This window comes from Amycolatopsis lurida (assembly GCF_900105055.1).
GTDB classification, from domain to species: Bacteria; Actinomycetota; Actinomycetes; order Mycobacteriales; family Pseudonocardiaceae; genus Amycolatopsis; species Amycolatopsis lurida.
In genome coordinates, this window is record NZ_FNTA01000004.1 from 6,521,681 (window position 1) to 6,539,237 (window position 17,557).

The 17,557-nt window shown below is 69.0% G+C and carries 15 protein-coding genes and 1 riboswitch; of the genes, 13 read left to right on the forward strand and 2 right to left on the reverse strand.

Going from position 1 to position 17,557, the window contains the following annotated elements:
• Positions 1-146: 146 nt before the first annotated feature.
• The 13 genes from BLW75_RS35945 (at position 147) to BLW75_RS36000 (ending at position 15,858) form a co-directional block, all read left to right on the forward strand.
• Positions 147-1,511 (forward strand): glutamine synthetase family protein, encoded by a 1,365-nt coding sequence (locus BLW75_RS35945; protein ID WP_198935857.1) that lies wholly within the window; start codon positions 147-149, stop codon positions 1,509-1,511.
• Complete coding sequence (locus BLW75_RS35950) at positions 1,492-2,205, forward strand: gamma-glutamyl-gamma-aminobutyrate hydrolase family protein (RefSeq protein WP_034323442.1); 714 nt, start codon at positions 1,492-1,494, stop codon at positions 2,203-2,205. The genes BLW75_RS35945 and BLW75_RS35950 overlap by 20 nt, the downstream gene beginning before the upstream one ends.
• Positions 2,202-3,566 (forward strand): aldehyde dehydrogenase family protein, encoded by a 1,365-nt coding sequence (locus tag BLW75_RS35955; protein ID WP_034323439.1) that lies wholly within the window; start codon positions 2,202-2,204, stop codon positions 3,564-3,566. The genes BLW75_RS35950 and BLW75_RS35955 overlap by 4 nt, the downstream gene beginning before the upstream one ends.
• A 2-nt stretch (positions 3,567-3,568) precedes the next feature.
• The gene (locus BLW75_RS35960; RefSeq protein WP_034323437.1) at positions 3,569-4,336 is read left to right on the forward strand and encodes a 3-oxoacyl-ACP reductase; all 768 of its coding nucleotides are present in this window, start codon (positions 3,569-3,571) and stop codon (positions 4,334-4,336) included.
• A 121-nt stretch (positions 4,337-4,457) separates the two neighbouring features.
• On the forward strand, positions 4,458-4,595 hold the full coding sequence (locus tag BLW75_RS43040) for a hypothetical protein (protein WP_158005443.1): 138 nt from the start codon (positions 4,458-4,460) through the stop codon (positions 4,593-4,595).
• 146 nt (positions 4,596-4,741) lie between these two features.
• A riboswitch (glycine riboswitch) is annotated at positions 4,742-4,835 on the forward strand.
• A 142-nt stretch (positions 4,836-4,977) separates the two neighbouring features.
• Positions 4,978-7,809: an aminomethyl-transferring glycine dehydrogenase gene (gene gcvP / locus BLW75_RS35965; protein ID WP_034323434.1), complete on the forward strand. Its 2,832-nt coding sequence runs from the start codon at positions 4,978-4,980 to the stop codon at positions 7,807-7,809.
• A gap of 8 nt (positions 7,810-7,817) precedes the next feature.
• Positions 7,818-8,909, forward strand: a complete 1,092-nt coding sequence (gene gcvT / locus BLW75_RS35970; protein WP_034323432.1) for a glycine cleavage system aminomethyltransferase GcvT — start codon at positions 7,818-7,820, stop codon at positions 8,907-8,909.
• 17 nt (positions 8,910-8,926) lie between these two features.
• On the forward strand, positions 8,927-9,304 hold the full coding sequence (gene gcvH, locus BLW75_RS35975; RefSeq protein ID WP_034323430.1) for a glycine cleavage system protein GcvH: 378 nt from the start codon (positions 8,927-8,929) through the stop codon (positions 9,302-9,304).
• Between the two features lies 1 nt (position 9,305).
• Positions 9,306-10,574, forward strand: a complete 1,269-nt coding sequence (gene glyA / locus BLW75_RS35980) for a serine hydroxymethyltransferase (protein WP_034323427.1) — start codon at positions 9,306-9,308, stop codon at positions 10,572-10,574.
• The gene (gene lipA, locus BLW75_RS35985) at positions 10,571-11,572 is read left to right on the forward strand and encodes a lipoyl synthase (RefSeq protein WP_034323424.1); all 1,002 of its coding nucleotides are present in this window, start codon (positions 10,571-10,573) and stop codon (positions 11,570-11,572) included. Before glyA ends, lipA begins: the two co-directional genes overlap by 4 nt.
• 16 nt (positions 11,573-11,588) lie before the next feature.
• Positions 11,589-12,962 (forward strand): L-serine ammonia-lyase, encoded by a 1,374-nt coding sequence (locus BLW75_RS35990; protein ID WP_034323423.1) that lies wholly within the window; start codon positions 11,589-11,591, stop codon positions 12,960-12,962.
• Positions 12,963-13,052: 90 nt separating this feature from the next.
• On the forward strand, positions 13,053-13,775 hold the full coding sequence (locus BLW75_RS35995) for a FadR/GntR family transcriptional regulator (protein ID WP_034323422.1): 723 nt from the start codon (positions 13,053-13,055) through the stop codon (positions 13,773-13,775).
• Positions 13,776-13,917: 142 nt separating this feature from the next.
• The gene (locus tag BLW75_RS36000) at positions 13,918-15,858 is read left to right on the forward strand and encodes a transglycosylase domain-containing protein (protein ID WP_034323420.1); all 1,941 of its coding nucleotides are present in this window, start codon (positions 13,918-13,920) and stop codon (positions 15,856-15,858) included.
• Positions 15,859-15,941: 83 nt separating this feature from the next.
• Here BLW75_RS36000 and BLW75_RS36005 read toward each other — a convergent pair whose 3' ends face one another.
• Together BLW75_RS36005 and BLW75_RS36010 are read right to left on the reverse strand one after the other, a co-directional pair.
• Positions 15,942-16,598: an O-methyltransferase gene (locus tag BLW75_RS36005; protein WP_034323416.1), complete on the reverse strand. Its 657-nt coding sequence runs from the start codon at positions 16,596-16,598 to the stop codon at positions 15,942-15,944.
• A gap of 32 nt (positions 16,599-16,630) precedes the next feature.
• Positions 16,631-17,458 (reverse strand): ABC transporter ATP-binding protein, encoded by an 828-nt coding sequence (locus tag BLW75_RS36010; protein WP_034323413.1) that lies wholly within the window; start codon positions 17,456-17,458, stop codon positions 16,631-16,633.
• Positions 17,459-17,557 lie beyond the last annotated feature (99 nt).

Genomic DNA, 17,557 nt, shown 5'->3' on the forward strand with positions numbered 1-17,557 from the left:
AGCCGGGCATCGCAGACAATCCGCCCAGGGATCAACTACGGTGAGCAATGGGTAACCAAGCAGACCATTAGCCGAGTTGACCGCGCTCGGTCGACCCGGTAGGAAGAAGCCGCAAAGGTACCGCATCGAACCTTTAGGTGAGGCTGATGGCGAACAGGCGCGGCATGCTCACGCTGGATCGGCTCCGGGAACTGGTCGAGGACGGCACCGTCGACACGGTGCTGGTGGCGATCACCGACATGCAGGGCAGGCTGCAGGGCAAACGCTGCGCCGCCGAATACTTCCTCAACGAGGTCGTCGAGCACGCCACCGAAGCGTGCAACTACCTGCTCGCGGTCGACGTGGACATGAACACCGTCGACGGCTACGCGATGTCGTCCTGGGAAACCGGCTACGGCGACTTCGTCATGCGCCCGGACTTCGGCACGCTGCGCCTGCTCCCGTGGCAGGAGGGCACCGCACTCGTTCTCGCCGACCTCGAACGGGTGGAAGGCGGCGCCGTGGCCCCGTCGCCCCGCCAGATCCTGCGCGGTCAGCTCGACCGGCTCGCCGCACGCGGTCTCGCCGCGTACGTCGGGACCGAACTGGAGTTCATCGTCTTCGACGACACCTTCGAGTCGGCATGGGACAAGCGGTACCAGGACCTGCGCCCGGCCAATCAGTACAACGTCGACTACTCGATGCTCGGCACCGCGCGGATCGAGCCGCTGCTGCGCCGTATCCGCAACGACATGGGCGGTGCGGGCCTGTACGTCGAGTCCGCCAAGGGCGAGTGCAACCCCGGCCAGCATGAGATCGCGTTCCGCTACGCCGACGCGCTGACCACCTGCGACAACCACAGCGTCTACAAGACCGGCTCCAAGGAGATCGCCGCGCAGGAGGGCAAGAGCCTCACGTTCATGGCGAAGTACAACGAACGCGAGGGCAACTCGTGCCACATCCACATCAGCCTGCGCTCCGCCGAGGGCGAACCCGTCCTGGCGGGTGACGGCCCCGGCGGGTTCTCGCCGCTGATGGAGCACTTCCTCGCCGGTCAGCTCGCCGGGCTGCGTGAGCTGACCTACTTCTTCGCGCCGAACATCAACTCCTACAAGCGGTTCGTCCCCGGCAGCTTCGCGCCGACGGCCGTCGCGTGGGGCACCGACAACCGCACCTGCGCGCTCCGCGTCGTCGGGCACGGAGACTCGCTGCGCACCGAGAACCGGGTCCCCGGCGGCGACGTGAACCCGTACCTGGCGGTGGCCGCGCTGATCGCGGCCGGGTTGCACGGCATCGAGAACGAACTGGAGCTGGAGCCGGAGTTCCAGGGCAACGCCTACGGTTCCGGCAAGCCGACCGTGCCGGCGACCCTGCGGGAAGCCGCGGCGCTGCTGGACGGGAGCGAGCTCGCGAGGTCCGCCTTCGGGGACGAGGTCGTCGATCATTACCTGAACGCGGCGAAGGTCGAACTGACCGCGTACGACGCCGCCGTCACCGACTGGGAGAGGATCCGTGGCTTCGAACGGCTCTGAGCCCCTGATCGGGCTCACCTCCTATCTGGAGCCCGCGAAGTTCCTCGTCTGGGAGACCGAAGCCGCGCTGCTGCACCGGGTCTACGTCGACGGGGTCGTCGCGGCGGGCGGCGTCCCGGTCCTGCTGCCGCCGGTGAGCGGGGCCCACGATCGGCTGATGTCGGCCGTGGACGCTCTCGTGCTGGTCGGCGGCGCCGACGTCGACCCGGCACGCTACGGCCAGGGGCAGCACGCGACGACGTACACGAGGCCGAACCGGGACGCCTTCGAGTTCGGCCTGTTGCGGTCCGCTTTGGACAGTGGAAAACCGGTGCTGGGCGTGTGCCGCGGGCTGCAGGTGCTCAGCGTCGCGCTGGGTGGCACGCTCGCGCAGCACCTGCCGGACACTTTGAACAGTGGGGATCACCAGCCCGCGCCGGGGGTCTTCGGCACCACTACGGTGACGCTGGCCGAGGGCAGCCGCGTCGCGTCGATCCTCGGCGCCGAGACCAAGGTGCCGTGCTACCACCATCAGGCGATCGACAGGCTCGGTGATGGGCTGGTCCCGGTCGGCTGGGCCGCCGACGGGACCATCGAGGCGGCCGAACTGCCCGGCGACGGGTTCGTCCTCGGCGTCCAGTGGCATCCCGAACAGAATCCCGACGACATCAGGCTTTTCGAGGCACTCGTAGAAGCAGCTAAGGAGCGCGCATGACCACGTTCGAGGTGATCAACCCCGCCACCGAAGAGGTGGTGAGGTCGGTCGAACTGACCTCGGCCGAGGAGACCGACGCGGCGATCGCCCGCGCGCACGCGGCGTTCCCCGCCTGGCGCGCGGTGGCCCCCGGCGACCGGGCGCGGCTGCTGCGCCGGTTCGCCGACGCCGTCGACGCCGACATCGAGAACCTCGCCCGGCTGGAGGTCGCCAACGCCGGCCACACGATCGGCAACGCGCGCTGGGAGGCGGGCAACGTCCGCGACGTGCTGACGTACTACTCGGCTTCGCCCGAACGGCTGAGCGGCAACCAGATCCCGGTGCCCGGTGGCGTGAACATGACGTTCCACGAGCCGCTCGGCGTGGTCGGGGTGATCGTGCCGTGGAACTTCCCGATGCCCATCGCGGGCTGGGGGTTCGCGCCCGCGCTCGCCGCCGGGAACACCGTCGTGCTCAAACCCGCCGAGCTCACGCCGCTGACCGCGATCCGCCTCGGCGAACTCGCCCGTGAGGCGGGGATCCCCGAAGACGTCTTCCAGGTGCTTCCCGGCAAGGGCTCCGTGGTGGGGCAGCGCTTCGTGGACCACCCGGCGGTGCGGAAGGTGGTGTTCACCGGCTCCACCGAGGTCGGCAAGCGGATCATGGCGGGCTGCGCCGCGCAGGTGAAGCGGGTGACTCTGGAGCTCGGCGGCAAGAACGCGAACATCGTCTTCGCCGACGCCGACCTGGAGAAGGCCGCGGCCACCGCGCCGTACGGCGTGTTCGACAACGCCGGGCAGGACTGCTGCGCGCGGTCGCTGATCCTGGTGCAGTCGAGCGTGTACGAGAAGTTCATGGAACTGCTGGAACCCGCGGTGAACGGCGTCGTCGTGGGGGATCCGCGGCTGGAAGTGACCGAGATGGGCCCGCTGATCTCGGCGGGGCACCACGCGAAGGTCTCGTCCTATGTGGACGATTCCGCGCCGGTCGCCTTCCGCGGCAACGCGCCCGTCGGCCCCGGATACTGGTTCGCGCCGACCGTCGTCACCCCGTCCGACCTGCGGCATCCGCTGGCGTCGGACGAGATCTTCGGTCCGGTCGTCGCCGTGGTCCCGTTCGACGGCGAGGCGGACGCGGTGACCATGGCCAACCAGACCGAGTACGGCCTGTCCGGCTCGATCTGGACCCGCGACGTCGGCCGCGCCTTCCGCGTCGCGCGCGGCGTCGAGGCCGGGAACCTGTCGGTCAACTCGCATTCGTCCGTCCGGTACTGGACGCCGTTCGGCGGATTCAAGCAGTCGGGACTGGGCCGGGAACTCGGCCCTGACGCCGTCGACGCTTTCACCGAGACCAAAAACGTCTTCATCAGCACGGAGGAATAGCAATGGTTCAGCGTTTCGAGGGCCGGGTCGCGGTCATCACCGGCGGCAGCAGCGGCATCGGTCTCGCCACCGCGCGGCGGCTGGCGAGCGAGGGCGCGAAGGTCGTCATCGGTGACATCTCCGCCGAGGCGGGCAAGGCCGCGGCCGACGAGGTCGGCGGGCTGTTCGTGCAGGCCGACGTCACCGACGCCGAGCAGGTCGAGGCCCTGTTCCAGACCACTGTGGACACCTTCGGCTCGGTCGACGTCGCGTTCAACAACGCGGGCATCTCCCCGCCCGAGGACGACTCGATCCTCACGACGGGCATCGACGCGTGGGAGAAGGTGCAAAAGGTCAACCTGACCTCGGTGTACCTGTGCTGCAAGGCCGCGCTGCCGCATATGCAACGGCAGGGCAAGGGCTCGATCGTCAACACGGCGTCGTTCGTCGCGGTGATGGGCGCGGCGACGTCGCAGATCTCCTACACCGCGTCCAAGGGCGGAGTGCTGGCGATGAGCCGGGAACTGGGCGTGCAGTTCGCGCGGGAGAACATCCGGGTGAACGCGCTGTGCCCGGGTCCGGTGAACACGCCGCTGCTGAAGGAACTGTTCGCGAAGGACCCCGAGCGGGCGGCGCGGCGGCTGGTGCACGTGCCGGTCGGGCGGTTCGCGGAGCCGGAGGAGATCGCGGCGGCCGTCGCGTTCCTGGCGAGCGACGACGCCTCGTTCATCACGGCTTCGCAGTTCCTGGTGGACGGCGGGATCTCGGGCGCCTACGTCACCCCGCTCTGATCTGCTCTGAAGTACATGAAGGCCCCCTTCCTTGCGCCTAGGTACAGGAAGGGGGCCTTCATGTACTCGGGCGGGCCGTCGCGCTCGGTCCGGGAGCCGAAGGACGCTTTCCCCGCGTCCCATGGGTGAAGGGCCCTTTCGCCCCGGCGCCCGTCCCGGTGGCTGGGGTGGCGGTCCGCTGATCTGCGCGAACATGATGATGCGCATGTGCGCGAAGATGTGCGGTCTCGCCTCCCAGGTGATGATGGAGAACGCGTAACTCGCGTGATCAGAGCCGTCACTCGCGTGCTTGAAGGCGTAACTCACGAGTTACGGCTCCGAGCACGCTAGTGACGTGCTCGGCTGGAAGTAGACGCGCGTCGAACAGGCCAGGTACGGTGTGCGCACAACTTCAGACAGGGCCGTCGAGCTGGAGCGGGAGAGCCCCCACGAACGTGGTGGGGCACCGAAGGAGCAAACTCCCCGGAATCTCTCAGGTACCCACTACCGCTTCACGCGAGGCCACTCTGGAAAGCAGGCGCGCAAGTGCGTCTCACCCAAGGTGAAAGCCACCCTCAACGGTGGTGAAACTCTCAGGTGCCATGACAGAGGGGGAGTTCCCAGCGCACCGGTCTATCCGGCGCCTGACCCAAGGAGCTCCCTTGACCAGTACGTCCTTCGACGACCGGCACATCGGCCCCTCGGAGTCCGAGCAGGCCAAGATGCTCGCCGAGGTCGGCTACGGCAGTCTCGATGCCCTGGTGCAGGCCGCCGTGCCGTCCGCGATCCGGGTCACCCGCGACCTCGAACTTCCCCCCGCCGCGTCCGAAGAGGACGCCATCGCCGAGCTTCGCGCGCTCGCCGCGCTCAACAAGCCGATGACCCAGATGATCGGCCTCGGCTTCCACGACACGGTCACCCCGGCGGTCATCCGCCGCAACGTGCTGGAGAACCCGGCCTGGTACACGGCGTACACGCCGTATCAGCCGGAGATCTCGCAGGGCCGTCTCGAAGCCCTCCTCAACTTCCAGACCATGGTCTCCGAGCTGGCCGGGCTCGCCACCGCGAACGCCTCCCTGCTCGACGAGTCCACCGCGGTCGCCGAGGCCGTCATGCTGATGCGCCGCGCGTCCAAGGCGAAGTCGAACAAGGTCGTCCTCGACGCCGAGTGCCTGCCGCAGACCATCGCCGTCGTCCGCACCCGCGCCGAGGCGATGGGCGTCGAGGTCGAGGTCCGTGACCTGCTCACCGGCCTGCCGGAGGAGTTCTTCGGCGTCGTCGTCCAGTACCCGGGCGCTTCCGGTGTGCTGCGCGGCGCGGGCTTCTACTCCGCCATCTCCGAGACCGCGAAGGCCGCCGGCGCGCTGTACACCGTCGCCGCCGACCTGCTCGCCCTCACCCTCATCACCGCGCCGGGTGAGTTCGGCGCCGACATCGCCGCCGGTTCCACCCAGCGCTTCGGCGTCCCGCTCGGTTACGGCGGCCCGCACGCCGGGTACATGGCCGTCCGCGCCGGGCTCGAGCGGTCGCTGCCGGGCCGCCTGGTCGGAGTCTCGGTCGACGCCGACGGCAACCCCGCGTACCGCCTCGCCCTGCAGACGCGTGAGCAGCACATCCGCCGTGAGAAGGCGACCTCCAACATCTGCACCGCGCAGGTGCTGCCCGCCGTACTCGCCGCGATGTACGCGGTCTACCACGGTCCGGACGGTCTCAAGCGCATCGCGACCCGCGTCCACGGACTCGCCGCGGGCCTGGCGGACGCCCTCCGCGCGGCGGGTGTCGAGGTCGTCCACGAGGGCTTCTTCGACACCGTCCTCGCCCGCATGCCCGGGCAGGCCGAAGCGGTCGTCGCGGTCGCGCGCGAGAACGGGATCAACCTCGGCCCGGTCGACGCCGACCACGTCCGCGTCGCCGTCGACGAGGTCACCACGCCCGCGATCATCGCCAAGGTGCTCAACGCGTTCGGTATCGACACCCCCGCCGCCGATGCCAGCGCGCTGCCCGCCGGCCTCGGCCGCGAGAGCGACTACCTGACTCATGAGGTCTTCCACTCGCACCGCTCCGAGACCGCGATGCTGCGCTACCTGCGCAGCCTGTCCGACCTCGACTACGCGCTCGACCGCGGCATGATCCCGCTCGGCTCCTGCACGATGAAGCTCAACGCCACCACCGAGATGGAGCCGATCAGCTGGCGGGAGTTCGCGGGGATCCACCCGTTCGCCCCCGCCGACCAGGCCGAGGGCTACCACACGCTGGTCGAGCAGCTGTCCGGCTGGCTGGCCGAGGTCACCGGCTACGACAAGGTGTCGCTGCAGCCGAACGCGGGCAGCCAGGGAGAGCTCGCCGGCCTACTCGCGATCCGCGCGTACCACCACGCGAACGGGCAGAAGGAGCGCGAGGTCTGCCTGATCCCGTCGTCCGCCCACGGCACGAACGCCGCCTCCGCGGTCATGGCCGGGATGCGCGTCGTCGTGGTGAAGTGCACCGCCGAGGGCAACGTCGACCTCGACGACCTGCGCGCCAAGGTCGAGGCCCACCGCGACACGCTGTCCGCGATCATGGTCACGTACCCGTCCACGCACGGCGTGTACGAGCACGGCATCGACGAGCTGGCCAAGATCGTCCACGACGCGGGCGGCCAGGTCTACGTGGACGGCGCGAACCTCAACGCCCTGCTGGGGCTCGCCAAGCCGGGTGAGTTCGGCGGCGACGTCTCGCACCTGAACCTGCACAAGACCTTCTGCATCCCGCACGGTGGCGGTGGCCCCGGCGTCGGCCCGGTCGCGGTCCGCGCGCACCTCGCGCCGTACCTGCCGAACCACCCGATGCTGGAGAAGGCCGGTCCCGAAACCGGTGTCGGCCCGATCAGCGCCGCACCGTACGGCTCGGCATCGATCCTGCCGATCTCCTGGGCGTACGTCCGCATGATGGGCGCGGGCGGGCTCACCGCCGCGACGCAGGTCGCCGTTCTCGCGGCGAACTACGTGGCCAAGCGGCTCAACCAGCACTATCCGGTGCTCTACACCGGCCAGGACGGCCTGGTCGCGCACGAGTGCATCCTCGACCTGCGCGGGCTCACCAAGGAGACCGGCGTCAGCGTCGACGACGTCGCGAAGCGCCTGATCGACTACGGTTTCCACGCCCCGACCATGTCGTTCCCGGTCGCGGGCACGCTGATGGTCGAGCCGACCGAATCCGAGGACCTCGGCGAGATCGACCGCTTCATCGCCGCGATGATCGCCATCCGCGCGGAGATCGACGCCGTCGCGCAGGGCAAGTGGGCCGCGGACAACAGCCCGCTGCGCAACGCCCCGCACACCGCCGAGACCCTCGTCGGCGAGTGGGACCTGCCGTACGACCGCGAACTGGCGGTGTACCCCGCCGGAGTGAATCGCAAGGCCAAGTACTGGCCTCCGGTGCGCCGCATCGACGGAGCGCGCGGGGACCGTAACCTCGTCTGCTCCTGCCCGCCGCTCAACGCCTACGAGAACTGAGGCACTTGATGTCGAAAGAGACGTCCCTGCACGGAGTCCACAAAGGACTGGGTGCGCTGTTCACCGATTTCGCGGGCTGGTCGATGCCGATCCGCTATTCCAGCGAGCTGGCGGAGCACAAGGCGGTCCGCGAGGCCGCGGGCCTGTTCGACCTCTCCCACATGGCCGAGATCGAGGTGACCGGCCCGCAGGCCGCCGACACCCTCGACTTCGCGCTGGTCGGCAACCTGTCGGGCGTCAAGCCGGGCCGGGCGCGCTACACGATGATCTGCGACGAGAACGGCGGCGTGCTGGACGACCTGGTCGTCTACCGCCTCGCCGACGAGAAGTTCCTGGTCGTGGCCAACGCGGGCAACGCCGACGTGGTCGCGGCGGCGCTGGCCGAGCGGGTCTCCGGGTTCGACGCGGTCGTCGAGAACAAGTCCGAGGACGTCGCGCTGATCGCCGTCCAGGGCCCGAAGGCCGTCGAGATCCTCGGCGCCGTCACCGACGCCGACCTGGGTGCGCTCAAGTACTACGCGAGCGTTCCGGCCGTCGTGAAGGGGCACGACGTCCTGCTCGCCCGCACCGGCTACACCGGCGAGGACGGTTTCGAGCTGTACGTCCCGGCCGGTGAGGCTCCCGCCGTCTGGCGCATCCTGACCGACGCGGGCGAGCCGCACGGCCTGCTCCCGGCCGGCCTCGCCTGCCGCGACACCCTCCGTCTCGAAGCGGGAATGCCGTTGTACGGCAACGAACTCAGCCTTCAGCTGAGCCCGTTCGAAGCCGGTCTCGGCCGGGTGGTCAAGTTCGAGAAGCCGGGCGACTTCGTCGGCAAGGCCGCGCTCGAAGAGCTGTCCAAGAAGGACGTTCCCCGCGTGCGTGTCGGGCTCAAGGGCTCCGGCCGCCGCGCCCCGCGCCATGGCTACACCGTCCTGGCGGGCGAGACCGAGATCGGCGAGGTCACCAGTGGTGCCCTTTCGCCGACGCTGGGTTACCCGATCGCCATGGCCTATGTGGACCGGGAGCACTCCGAGCCCGGCACCGAGCTTTCCGTCGACATCCGGGGCCGTATCGAGCCCGTCGAGGTCGTCGCCCTGCCCTTCTACTCCCGCGCCTGAAAGGCCACTGAACCATCATGAGCATCCCCCAGGACCTGAAGTACACGAAGGAACACGAGTGGCTGAGCGTCGACGACGGCGTCGCCACCGTGGGCATCACCGCCTTCGCCGCCGAGTCGCTCGGTGACATCGTGTTCGTCCAGCTTCCCTCGGTCGGCGACACCGTCACCGCGGGCGAGGTGTTCGGCGAGGTCGAGTCGACCAAATCGGTCAGCGAGCTCTACGCACCGGTGGACGGCGAGGTCGTCGAGGTGAACGAGGCCACAACGGACACCCCCGAGCTCATCAACTCGGACCCGTACGCCGAAGGATGGCTCCTGAAGGTGCGTCTGTCCGGCGACGTGCCCGCCCTGCTCGACGCCCAGGCGTACGCCGTCTTGACCCAGGAGAACTGACATGTTCAACGCTGCCCTGTCCGATGTGGACCCTGAGGTCGCCGCGGCCGTCGCCGCCGAACTCGACCGGCAGCAGTCGACCCTGGAGATGATCGCCTCGGAGAACTTCGCCCCGGTGGGCGTGCTCGAGGCGCAGGGTTCGGTGCTGACCAACAAGTACGCCGAGGGCTACCCCGGCCGCCGCTACTACGGCGGTTGCGAGCACGTCGACGTCATCGAGCAGCTGGCGATCGACCGCGCGAAGGCCCTGTTCGGCGCCGAGCACGCCAACGTCCAGCCGCATTCGGGCGCGCAGGCCAACGCCGCCGCCATGGTCGCGGTGCTCAACCCCGGCGACACCATCCTCGGTCTCGACCTCGCCCACGGCGGGCACCTGACCCACGGGATGAAGATCAACTTCTCCGGCAAGCTGTACAACGTCGTCGCCTATCACGTCGACAAGGAGACGGGGATCGTCGACGTCGAGGAGATCGAGCGCCTCGCCAAGGAGCACAAGCCGAAGCTGATCATCGCCGGGTGGTCGGCGTACCCGCGTCAGCTCGACTTCGCCGAGTTCCGCCGCATCGCCGACGAGGTCGGCGCGAAGGTCATGGTCGACATGGCGCACTTCGCCGGTCTCGTCGCCGCGGGCCTGCACCCGAGCCCGGTGCCGTACGCGGACATCGTCACCACGACCACGCACAAGACCCTCGGTGGCCCGCGCGGCGGCATCATCCTGTGCCGTCAGGAACTCGCCAAGAAGATCAACTCGGCGGTGTTCCCCGGCCAGCAGGGCGGTCCGCTGGAGCACGTCATCGCCGCCAAGGCCGTCGCGCTCAAGATCGCCGCGAGCGAGGAGTTCCGCGAGCGTCAGCAGCGCGTGCTCGAAGGCGCGAAGATCCTGGCCGACCGCCTTTCGCGCACCGACTGCACCGAAGCCGGTGTCCGCGTGCTGACCGGCGGGACCGACGTGCATCTGGTGCTCGTCGATCTGGTCAACTCCACTTTGGACGGTCAACAGGCCGAGGACCGGCTGCACTCGGTCGGTATCACGGTCAACCGCAACGCCGTCCCGTTCGACCCGCGGCCGCCGATGGTCACCTCCGGCCTGCGGATCGGCACCCCGGCGCTGGCGACCCGCGGCTTCGGCGCCGAGGACTTCGCCGAGGTGGCCGACGTCATCGCCGAGGCGCTGCGTCCGGACTTCGACGAGGCCCTGCGCCAGTCGCTGTCCGCCCGGGTCGAACTCCTGGCCAAGAAGCACCCGCTGTACGCGGACCTCAACCGATGAGCGCGCTCCCCGAGGGGCGCAAACTTCTCCGGCTCGAGGTCCGCAACGCGCAGACCCCGATCGAGAAGAAGCCGCCGTGGATCAAGACCCGCGCGCGGATGGGTCCGGAGTTCACCGAGCTCAAGGGACTGGTCAAGCGTGAAGGCCTCCACACCGTGTGTGAGGAGGCCGGTTGTCCCAACATCTACGAGTGCTGGGAAGACCGCGAGGCGACGTTCCTGATCGGTGGTGACCAATGCACGCGGCGCTGTGACTTCTGCCAGATCGACACCGGCAAGCCGGCGGCGCTGGATCGCACCGAGCCGCGCAAGGTGGCGGAGTCGGTGCAGGCCATGGGCTTGCGCTACTCGACGGTGACCGGTGTCGCGCGTGACGACCTGGAAGACGGCGGCGCGTGGTTGTACGCGGAGACCGTGCGCCAGATCCACGCGCTGAACCCGGGAACCGGTGTCGAGCTGCTGATCCCGGACTTCAACGCGGATCCGGACCAGCTGGCCGAGGTGTTCGGGTCGCGGCCTGAGGTGCTGGCGCACAACGTGGAGACGGTGCCGCGGATTTTCAAGCGGATCCGGCCGGGTTTCCGGTACGCGCGGTCGCTGGAGGTCATCACGAAGGCTCGTGAGGCCGGTCTGGTGACGAAGTCGAACCTGATCCTGGGAATGGGCGAGACGCCGGAGGAGGTGGCTCCGGCGATGAAGGACCTGGTCGACGCGGGCTGCGAGATCCTCACCATCACCCAGTACCTGCGGCCGTCGCCGAGGCATCATCCGGTGGACCGGTGGGTCAAACCGGAGGAGTTCGTCGAGCATTCGAAGGCCGCCGAAGCGATGGGCTTCGCTGGTGTGATGGCCGGGCCGCTCGTACGCTCGTCTTATCGGGCCGGGCGTCTGTTCGCGCAGACGAAGGCTCACCGCGGCGAAGCGCTGTCGGAGAACTTGGCCCATCTAGCCGCCGAAGGGCCCGCGGCCCAAGAAGCCAGCTCACTGCTGGCCAGATAGGAAGGAGGGCAGATCAATGGCGATCAGCGTCTTCGACCTGTTTTCGATCGGCATCGGCCCCTCCAGCTCCCATACGGTGGGCCCGATGCGCGCCGCGCTGACCTTTGTGGACGGTCTGGCCGCCGACGGCGACCTGACGGCCACGACGCGGGTCCAGAGCGAGCTTTTCGGTTCGCTGGGCGCGACCGGGTTCGGGCACGGCAGCGACAAGGCCGTGCTGCTCGGGCTGTCGGGGGAGCGTCCGGAGGAGATCGACACCGACACCGTGCCGGGCAAGATCGCGGAGATCCGCGAATCCTGCCGGTTGAAGGTGCGTGGTGAGCACGAGATCGTGTTCACCGAGGACACCGACCTCACCATGCACCGGCGGAAGTCGTTGCCGGCGCATCCGAACGGCATGATCTTCCGCGCGTTCGACGCCGACGGGAAGGTGCTGCGCGAGCGGACCTACTACTCCGTCGGCGGCGGGTTCGTGCGGGACGAGTCCTACGAGACCGACACTGTCGTCGTCGAGGACTCGACTCGGCTGGAGTTCCCGTTCCGTACCGGCGCGGATCTGCTGAAGCACTGCGAGGACACCGGGCTGCCGATCAGCGAGATCATGCTGCGCAACGAGCTTTCGTGGCGCACGCGTGAGGAAGTCCGCGAGGGCCTGCTGGAGATCTGGCAGGTCATGGCGGAATGCGTGCGCAACGGGTGCGAGCACGAGGGCGTCCTGCCGGGCGGGCTGAAGGTGCCGCGCCGTGCGAAGGCGTTGCACGAAAAGCTGCTCGCCGAGGACGGCGTCGGCGACCCGCTGTACGCGATGGACTGGGTGAGCCTGTACGCGCTGGCGGTCAACGAGGAGAACGCCGCGGGCGGTCGTGTCGTGACCGCGCCGACCAACGGCGCCGCGGGGATCATCCCGGCCGTTCTGCACTACTACCAGCGGTTCATCCGGGGCTCGTCGGACGACGGCATCGTGACGTTCATGCTCACCGCGGGCGCGATCGGCTCGATCCTCAAGCAGACGGGCTCGATCTCTGGTGCCGAGGTCGGCTGTCAGGGTGAGGTCGGTTCGGCCAGCGCCATGGCCGCCGCCGGGCTCACGGAGGTCCTCGGTGGCTCGCCCGCTCAGGTGGAGAACGCCGCCGAGATCGGTGTCGAACACCACCTGGGGCTGACCTGCGACCCGGTCGGCGGGCTCGTGCAGATCCCGTGCATCGAGCGCAACGCCGTCGGCGCGTCGAAGGCGATCCACGCCGCGCGGATGGCGATGCGCGGCGACGGTTCGCACGTCGTGACGCTGGACAAGGCGATCAAGACGATGCGCGAGACCGGCGCCGACATGAGTGTGAAGTACAAGGAAACCGCGCGCGGCGGCCTCGCCGTGAACGTCATCGAGTGCTGACCCGTCCCGCAATTCGTCACCTGGTTGCGATAGATGCGTACGCAAGTACCGCAACCCGGTGCCGAATTGCGGGCGGCCTAAACTCGAAGGGTGGAGTCGAGCACGGTCGCGAACGCGGGTGACGCGCTGTTCCGCCCGGTGCGCGCGGGCAACGCCTTCGAGGAGACCGTCGAAAGGCTGCTCCAGACGATCAAGCTGGGTGTGGTGGGCGCGGGCGAGCGGCTGCCCTCGGAGCGTGAGCTCGCCGAGCGGCTCGGGGTCAGCCGGGTGACGCTGCGCGAGGCCATCCGCGCGCTGTCCGACGCGGGTTACGTCGAGTCGCGGCGCGGGCGGTACGGCGGCACGTTCGTCAACGACGTCCTGCCCGACCCGCCCGCCGCCGAAGGGCGGAAGGTCGACAACGCCGCCCTGGAGGACGCACTCGGCCTGCGGCACGTCCTGGAGACCGGCGCCGCCGAGATGGCGGCGTCCCGTTCGCTCAGCCCGGCCGACCGGCAGCATCTGACCAGCACGCTCGCCGAGGCGGCCGCGGCCGACGTCGGCGACTACCGGCGCAAGGATTCGCGGCTGCACCTGGCGATCGCCGAGGTCACCGCGTCCGGCTCACTGACCACGGCGATGGCCGACGCGCGGATGCGGGTCAACCAGCTGCTCGACATGATCCCGCTGCTCGAACCGAACCTGGAGCACTCCAACGCCCAGCATGAGGCCATCGTCGACGCGATCCTCGCCGGAGACGCCGAGGCGGCCCGCAGAGCGATGGCGGAGCACGTCGAAGGGACGGCTTCACTGCTCCGCGCCTTTCTCGCCTGACTGCCTCTTCCGCAATTCGGCACCTGGTTGCGGTAGTCCGCGATACGAACCACCGCAACCAGGTGCCGAATTGCGGAGGGGCCGCGACTCGATTCGGTGATTTTCCCACAACCTTTTCACTCGTTCGGGCGTCTAACCTGGCGTGGAGAACCCGGATGAGGCCGTCGCACCCGAGTCGGAGACCACGGCCGTACCCGAACCGAAAGGGAAGAAGCGCAGGTGGCGCAAGATCGCCGCTTGGACGCTCGGCCTGCTGATCGGCATCCCCGTCGTCGCGTTCGGGCTCGCGTACGTCCTGCTCGACGTCCGCAGCCCGCAAGAGGTCCTCGCCGACCTCGACAAGACCGTCGTCCTGCAGAACGCCGACGGTTCCGAACTGCTCAAGGTGGTCCCGCCCGGCGGCGACCGGTTGTTCGTGCCGTACGACGCCGTCCCCGCGAAACTGCGCGACGCGATCGTCGCGACCGAGGACCCGACCTTCTGGGACAACGAGGGCTTCGACCTCACCGGGCTCGGCCGCGCGCTGGTGACCGGCGTCGGCGGCGGTTCGGGGATCACGCAGCAGTACATCAAGAAATCCACCGGCAACGAGGACGCCACCCTCACGCGCAAGTTCTCCGAGCTGGTGCTCGCCACGAAGATCACCCAGCAGCAGACCAAGAAGGAGATCTTCGCGAGCTACGTCAACATCATCTCGTTCGGCCGCGGCACCTACGGCCCGGCGTCGGCGATGAACGCCTACTTCGGCCGCAAGCTCGACGACTCGATGACCTGGAGCGAGGCGGCGTTCCTCGCGGGCATGATCCAGTCGCCGTCGGTGCACGACCCGTACGCCTCCAGCCACGAGCACGCGATGAAACGCTGGTCGTACGTGGTGAACAAGCTCGTCTCGCGCGGCTACGTCAATCAGGCCGAGGCGGTCGCCATGACTTATCCGGAGGACGCGATCCAGGCGCCGTCGGAGACCCGGGCCGGTCGCGTGACCTACGAGCAGTACCACATCAAACAGCGGGTCCTCGCGGAACTGGAACAGGTCGGCTACCCGCTCGACCGGCTCCGCGGCGGCGCGATGAAGGTCGAGACGACCATCGATCCGCGAGCGCAGGCCGAAGCCGAGAAGACGGTCAAGGAGCGGTTGCGGGGACAGCCGGAGCACTTCCGGGCGTCGCTGGTCGCCGTCGAACCCGGGACCGGCGCCATCCGCGCCTACAACGGCGGTGGCTGGAGCGTGCACGACTACGCCGGCACCCCGTACGGCACCGGCTCCGCCTTCCAGCCGTTCATCCTCGCCGCCGGCCTCGAACGGGGCATCGGCGTGGACGAACCGCTCAAGGCGCCCGCGGCGGTCGACTTCCTCGGCGAGACCTTCGAGTTCCAGGACCACTGCGGCGAAGCCGCGAAGTGCACGCTGCGCGAGGCGATGGGGCGGGGCGCCCGGGGCCCGTTCGTCGACCTGGCGAAGAAACTCGGCGCGGAAGCGGTCCGCGAAGGTGCCCGTGCGGCCGGGATCCCCGAGACCGTCGACGGCGCGGTGACGTTGCGGGAGAAGGACGGTTTCCTGATCGGCCCGGGGATCGCGGTCGGCCGGTATCCCTTGCGCCCCAGTGACATGGCCGGCGCCTACGCGACCTTCGCCGCCGACGGCCTGCGCGCGACCCCGCATCTGGTGTCGAAGATCCGGGACGAGAACGGCGAAATCGTGTGGGAACGGCCGTCGGATCGGACACCCGCGTTCAAGGGCGACGAGGCGCTGAGCCGCCGGATCGCGGGCACGATGAACCAGGTGCTGGCCACCGGCCTGAAGGACCGCCCGGCGGCGCTGAAGACCGGCGACTTCCAGTACAACGAGACGGACGACAACGCCGGCGGCTGGGCGGTCGGGTACACGCCGCAGCTCGCGACCGCGGTCTGGGTCGGCTCCGACGAGCCGCGCCGGCTGCGGGACGCCGCCGGGGAGAAACTGACCGGGCGGACGATCCCGGCCGAGATGTGGCAGCGCTTCATGAACGGTGTGCATCAGGGGATGCCGGTGCGGTGGCCGGAGGGCTCCGGCCCGCGGCCCGCGACGACGGCGCCGCGGTGAGGCATCGGTCCAGCTGGTCGTGAGTGGTAAGTCGCGTTCTAACGACACTTACCACTCACGACCCAGCCGGCCGAGCGGTTCCGTCAGGGCTTCACGAGCACGACGGTGAGCCCGTCATAGCCCTTGCTGCCGACCGTCTGGATGGCCGTCGCGTCGACGCGGGGTTCGGCGGCGATCATCTCGTGCAGCCGCCTGATCCCTTGGATGTTCGGGTCTTCGCTGGCCGCGTCGGTCACCGCGCCACCTCGGACGACGTTGTCGACCACGATCACGCCGCCGGGCCGGACGAGTTTCAGCGACGCCTCGAAGTAGGCCGGGTTGTTGACCTTGTCGGCGTCGATGAACGCCAGATCGATCGGACCCTCGACCGACGGCAGCAGGTCGAGCGCCTTGCCGACGCGGACGTCGACCAGCCCGCCGAGCCCGGCCGCTTCGATGTTGCCGCGCGCGACCTCGGCGTGCTTCGGGTCGAATTCGAGGGTGACGAGCCTGCCCTGCGGCGGCAGGGCGCGGGCGAGCCAGATCGTGCTGTACCCGCCGAGTGTGCCGATCTCCAGAATGGAACGGGCGCCGATCATCCTCGCCATCAGGTTGAGCAGTTTGCCCTGATTCGGCGCGACGGCGATCGACGGCAGCCCGGCCTCGTCCGACGCCTGCCGCGCGCCTTCGAGGGCGAGATCGGACGGGATGAGCACCCCGGACAAGTAGTCGTCCACTTCGGACCACAGTTGCTGTGTCATGGCACCTCCGCCGCCAACCTACTCCGAGATGATCACGCGGCGCGGCGCCCGGCCTTCGGGATCACCAGCGGCGTCCCGGTTTCGGGGCACGGCATCACCCGGCAGGGCAGCTCGAAGATCTTTTCGACATTGGCCGCGGTCACCACCTCTTCGGGCGAGCCCGTCGCTAGGACCTCTCCGCCGCGCATCGCGATCATGTGCGTCGCGTAGCGGGCGGCGTGGTTGAGGTCGTGCAGCACCGCGACCAGTGTCCGGCCCTGTTCCCGGTGCAGTTGCGCGCACAGGTCGAGGATGTCCATCTGGTGCGCGATGTCCAGGTAGGTCGTCGGCTCGTCGAGCAACAGGAGATCGGTCTCCTGCGCGAGCGCCATCGCCATCCACACGCGCTGCCGCTGACCGCCCGACAGTTCGTCGACCAGCCGCTCGGCCAGGTCGTCGACCCCGGTGGCGCGCATGGACTCCGCGACCACGGTGGCGTCCTCGCGCGACCACTGGCGCAGCAGGCGCTGGTGCGGGTACCGGCCGCGCGCGACGAGGTCCGCGACGGTGATGCCGTCGGGCGCGATCGAGCTCTGCGGAAGCAGGCCGAGCCGCCGGGCGACCTCCTTGGCGGGGAAGGAGCTGATCACCTGTCCGTCGAGGAACACCGAACCCTGGCGGGGTTTGAGCATCCGCGCGAGCGCGCGCAGCAGCGTCGTCTTGCCGCAGGCGTTCGGGCCGACGATGACGGTGAACGACCGGTCGGGGATGACCACCCCGAGGTCTTCGGCCACGGTCCGGCCGTCGTAGGCGAGCGTCAGCGCGTCCGCGTGCAGGCGGGACGTCGTGCTCTGCGCGGTGAGGGTTTCCACGGTCTCCACGCAGGTTAGGCTAACCTAGGAGTCCGCCGTTGTGGTGGTCCGTAGGTCGCAGTCGGCTCACGACGCTCGTCGATGGCATCATCCGCAGTGCACTATCGC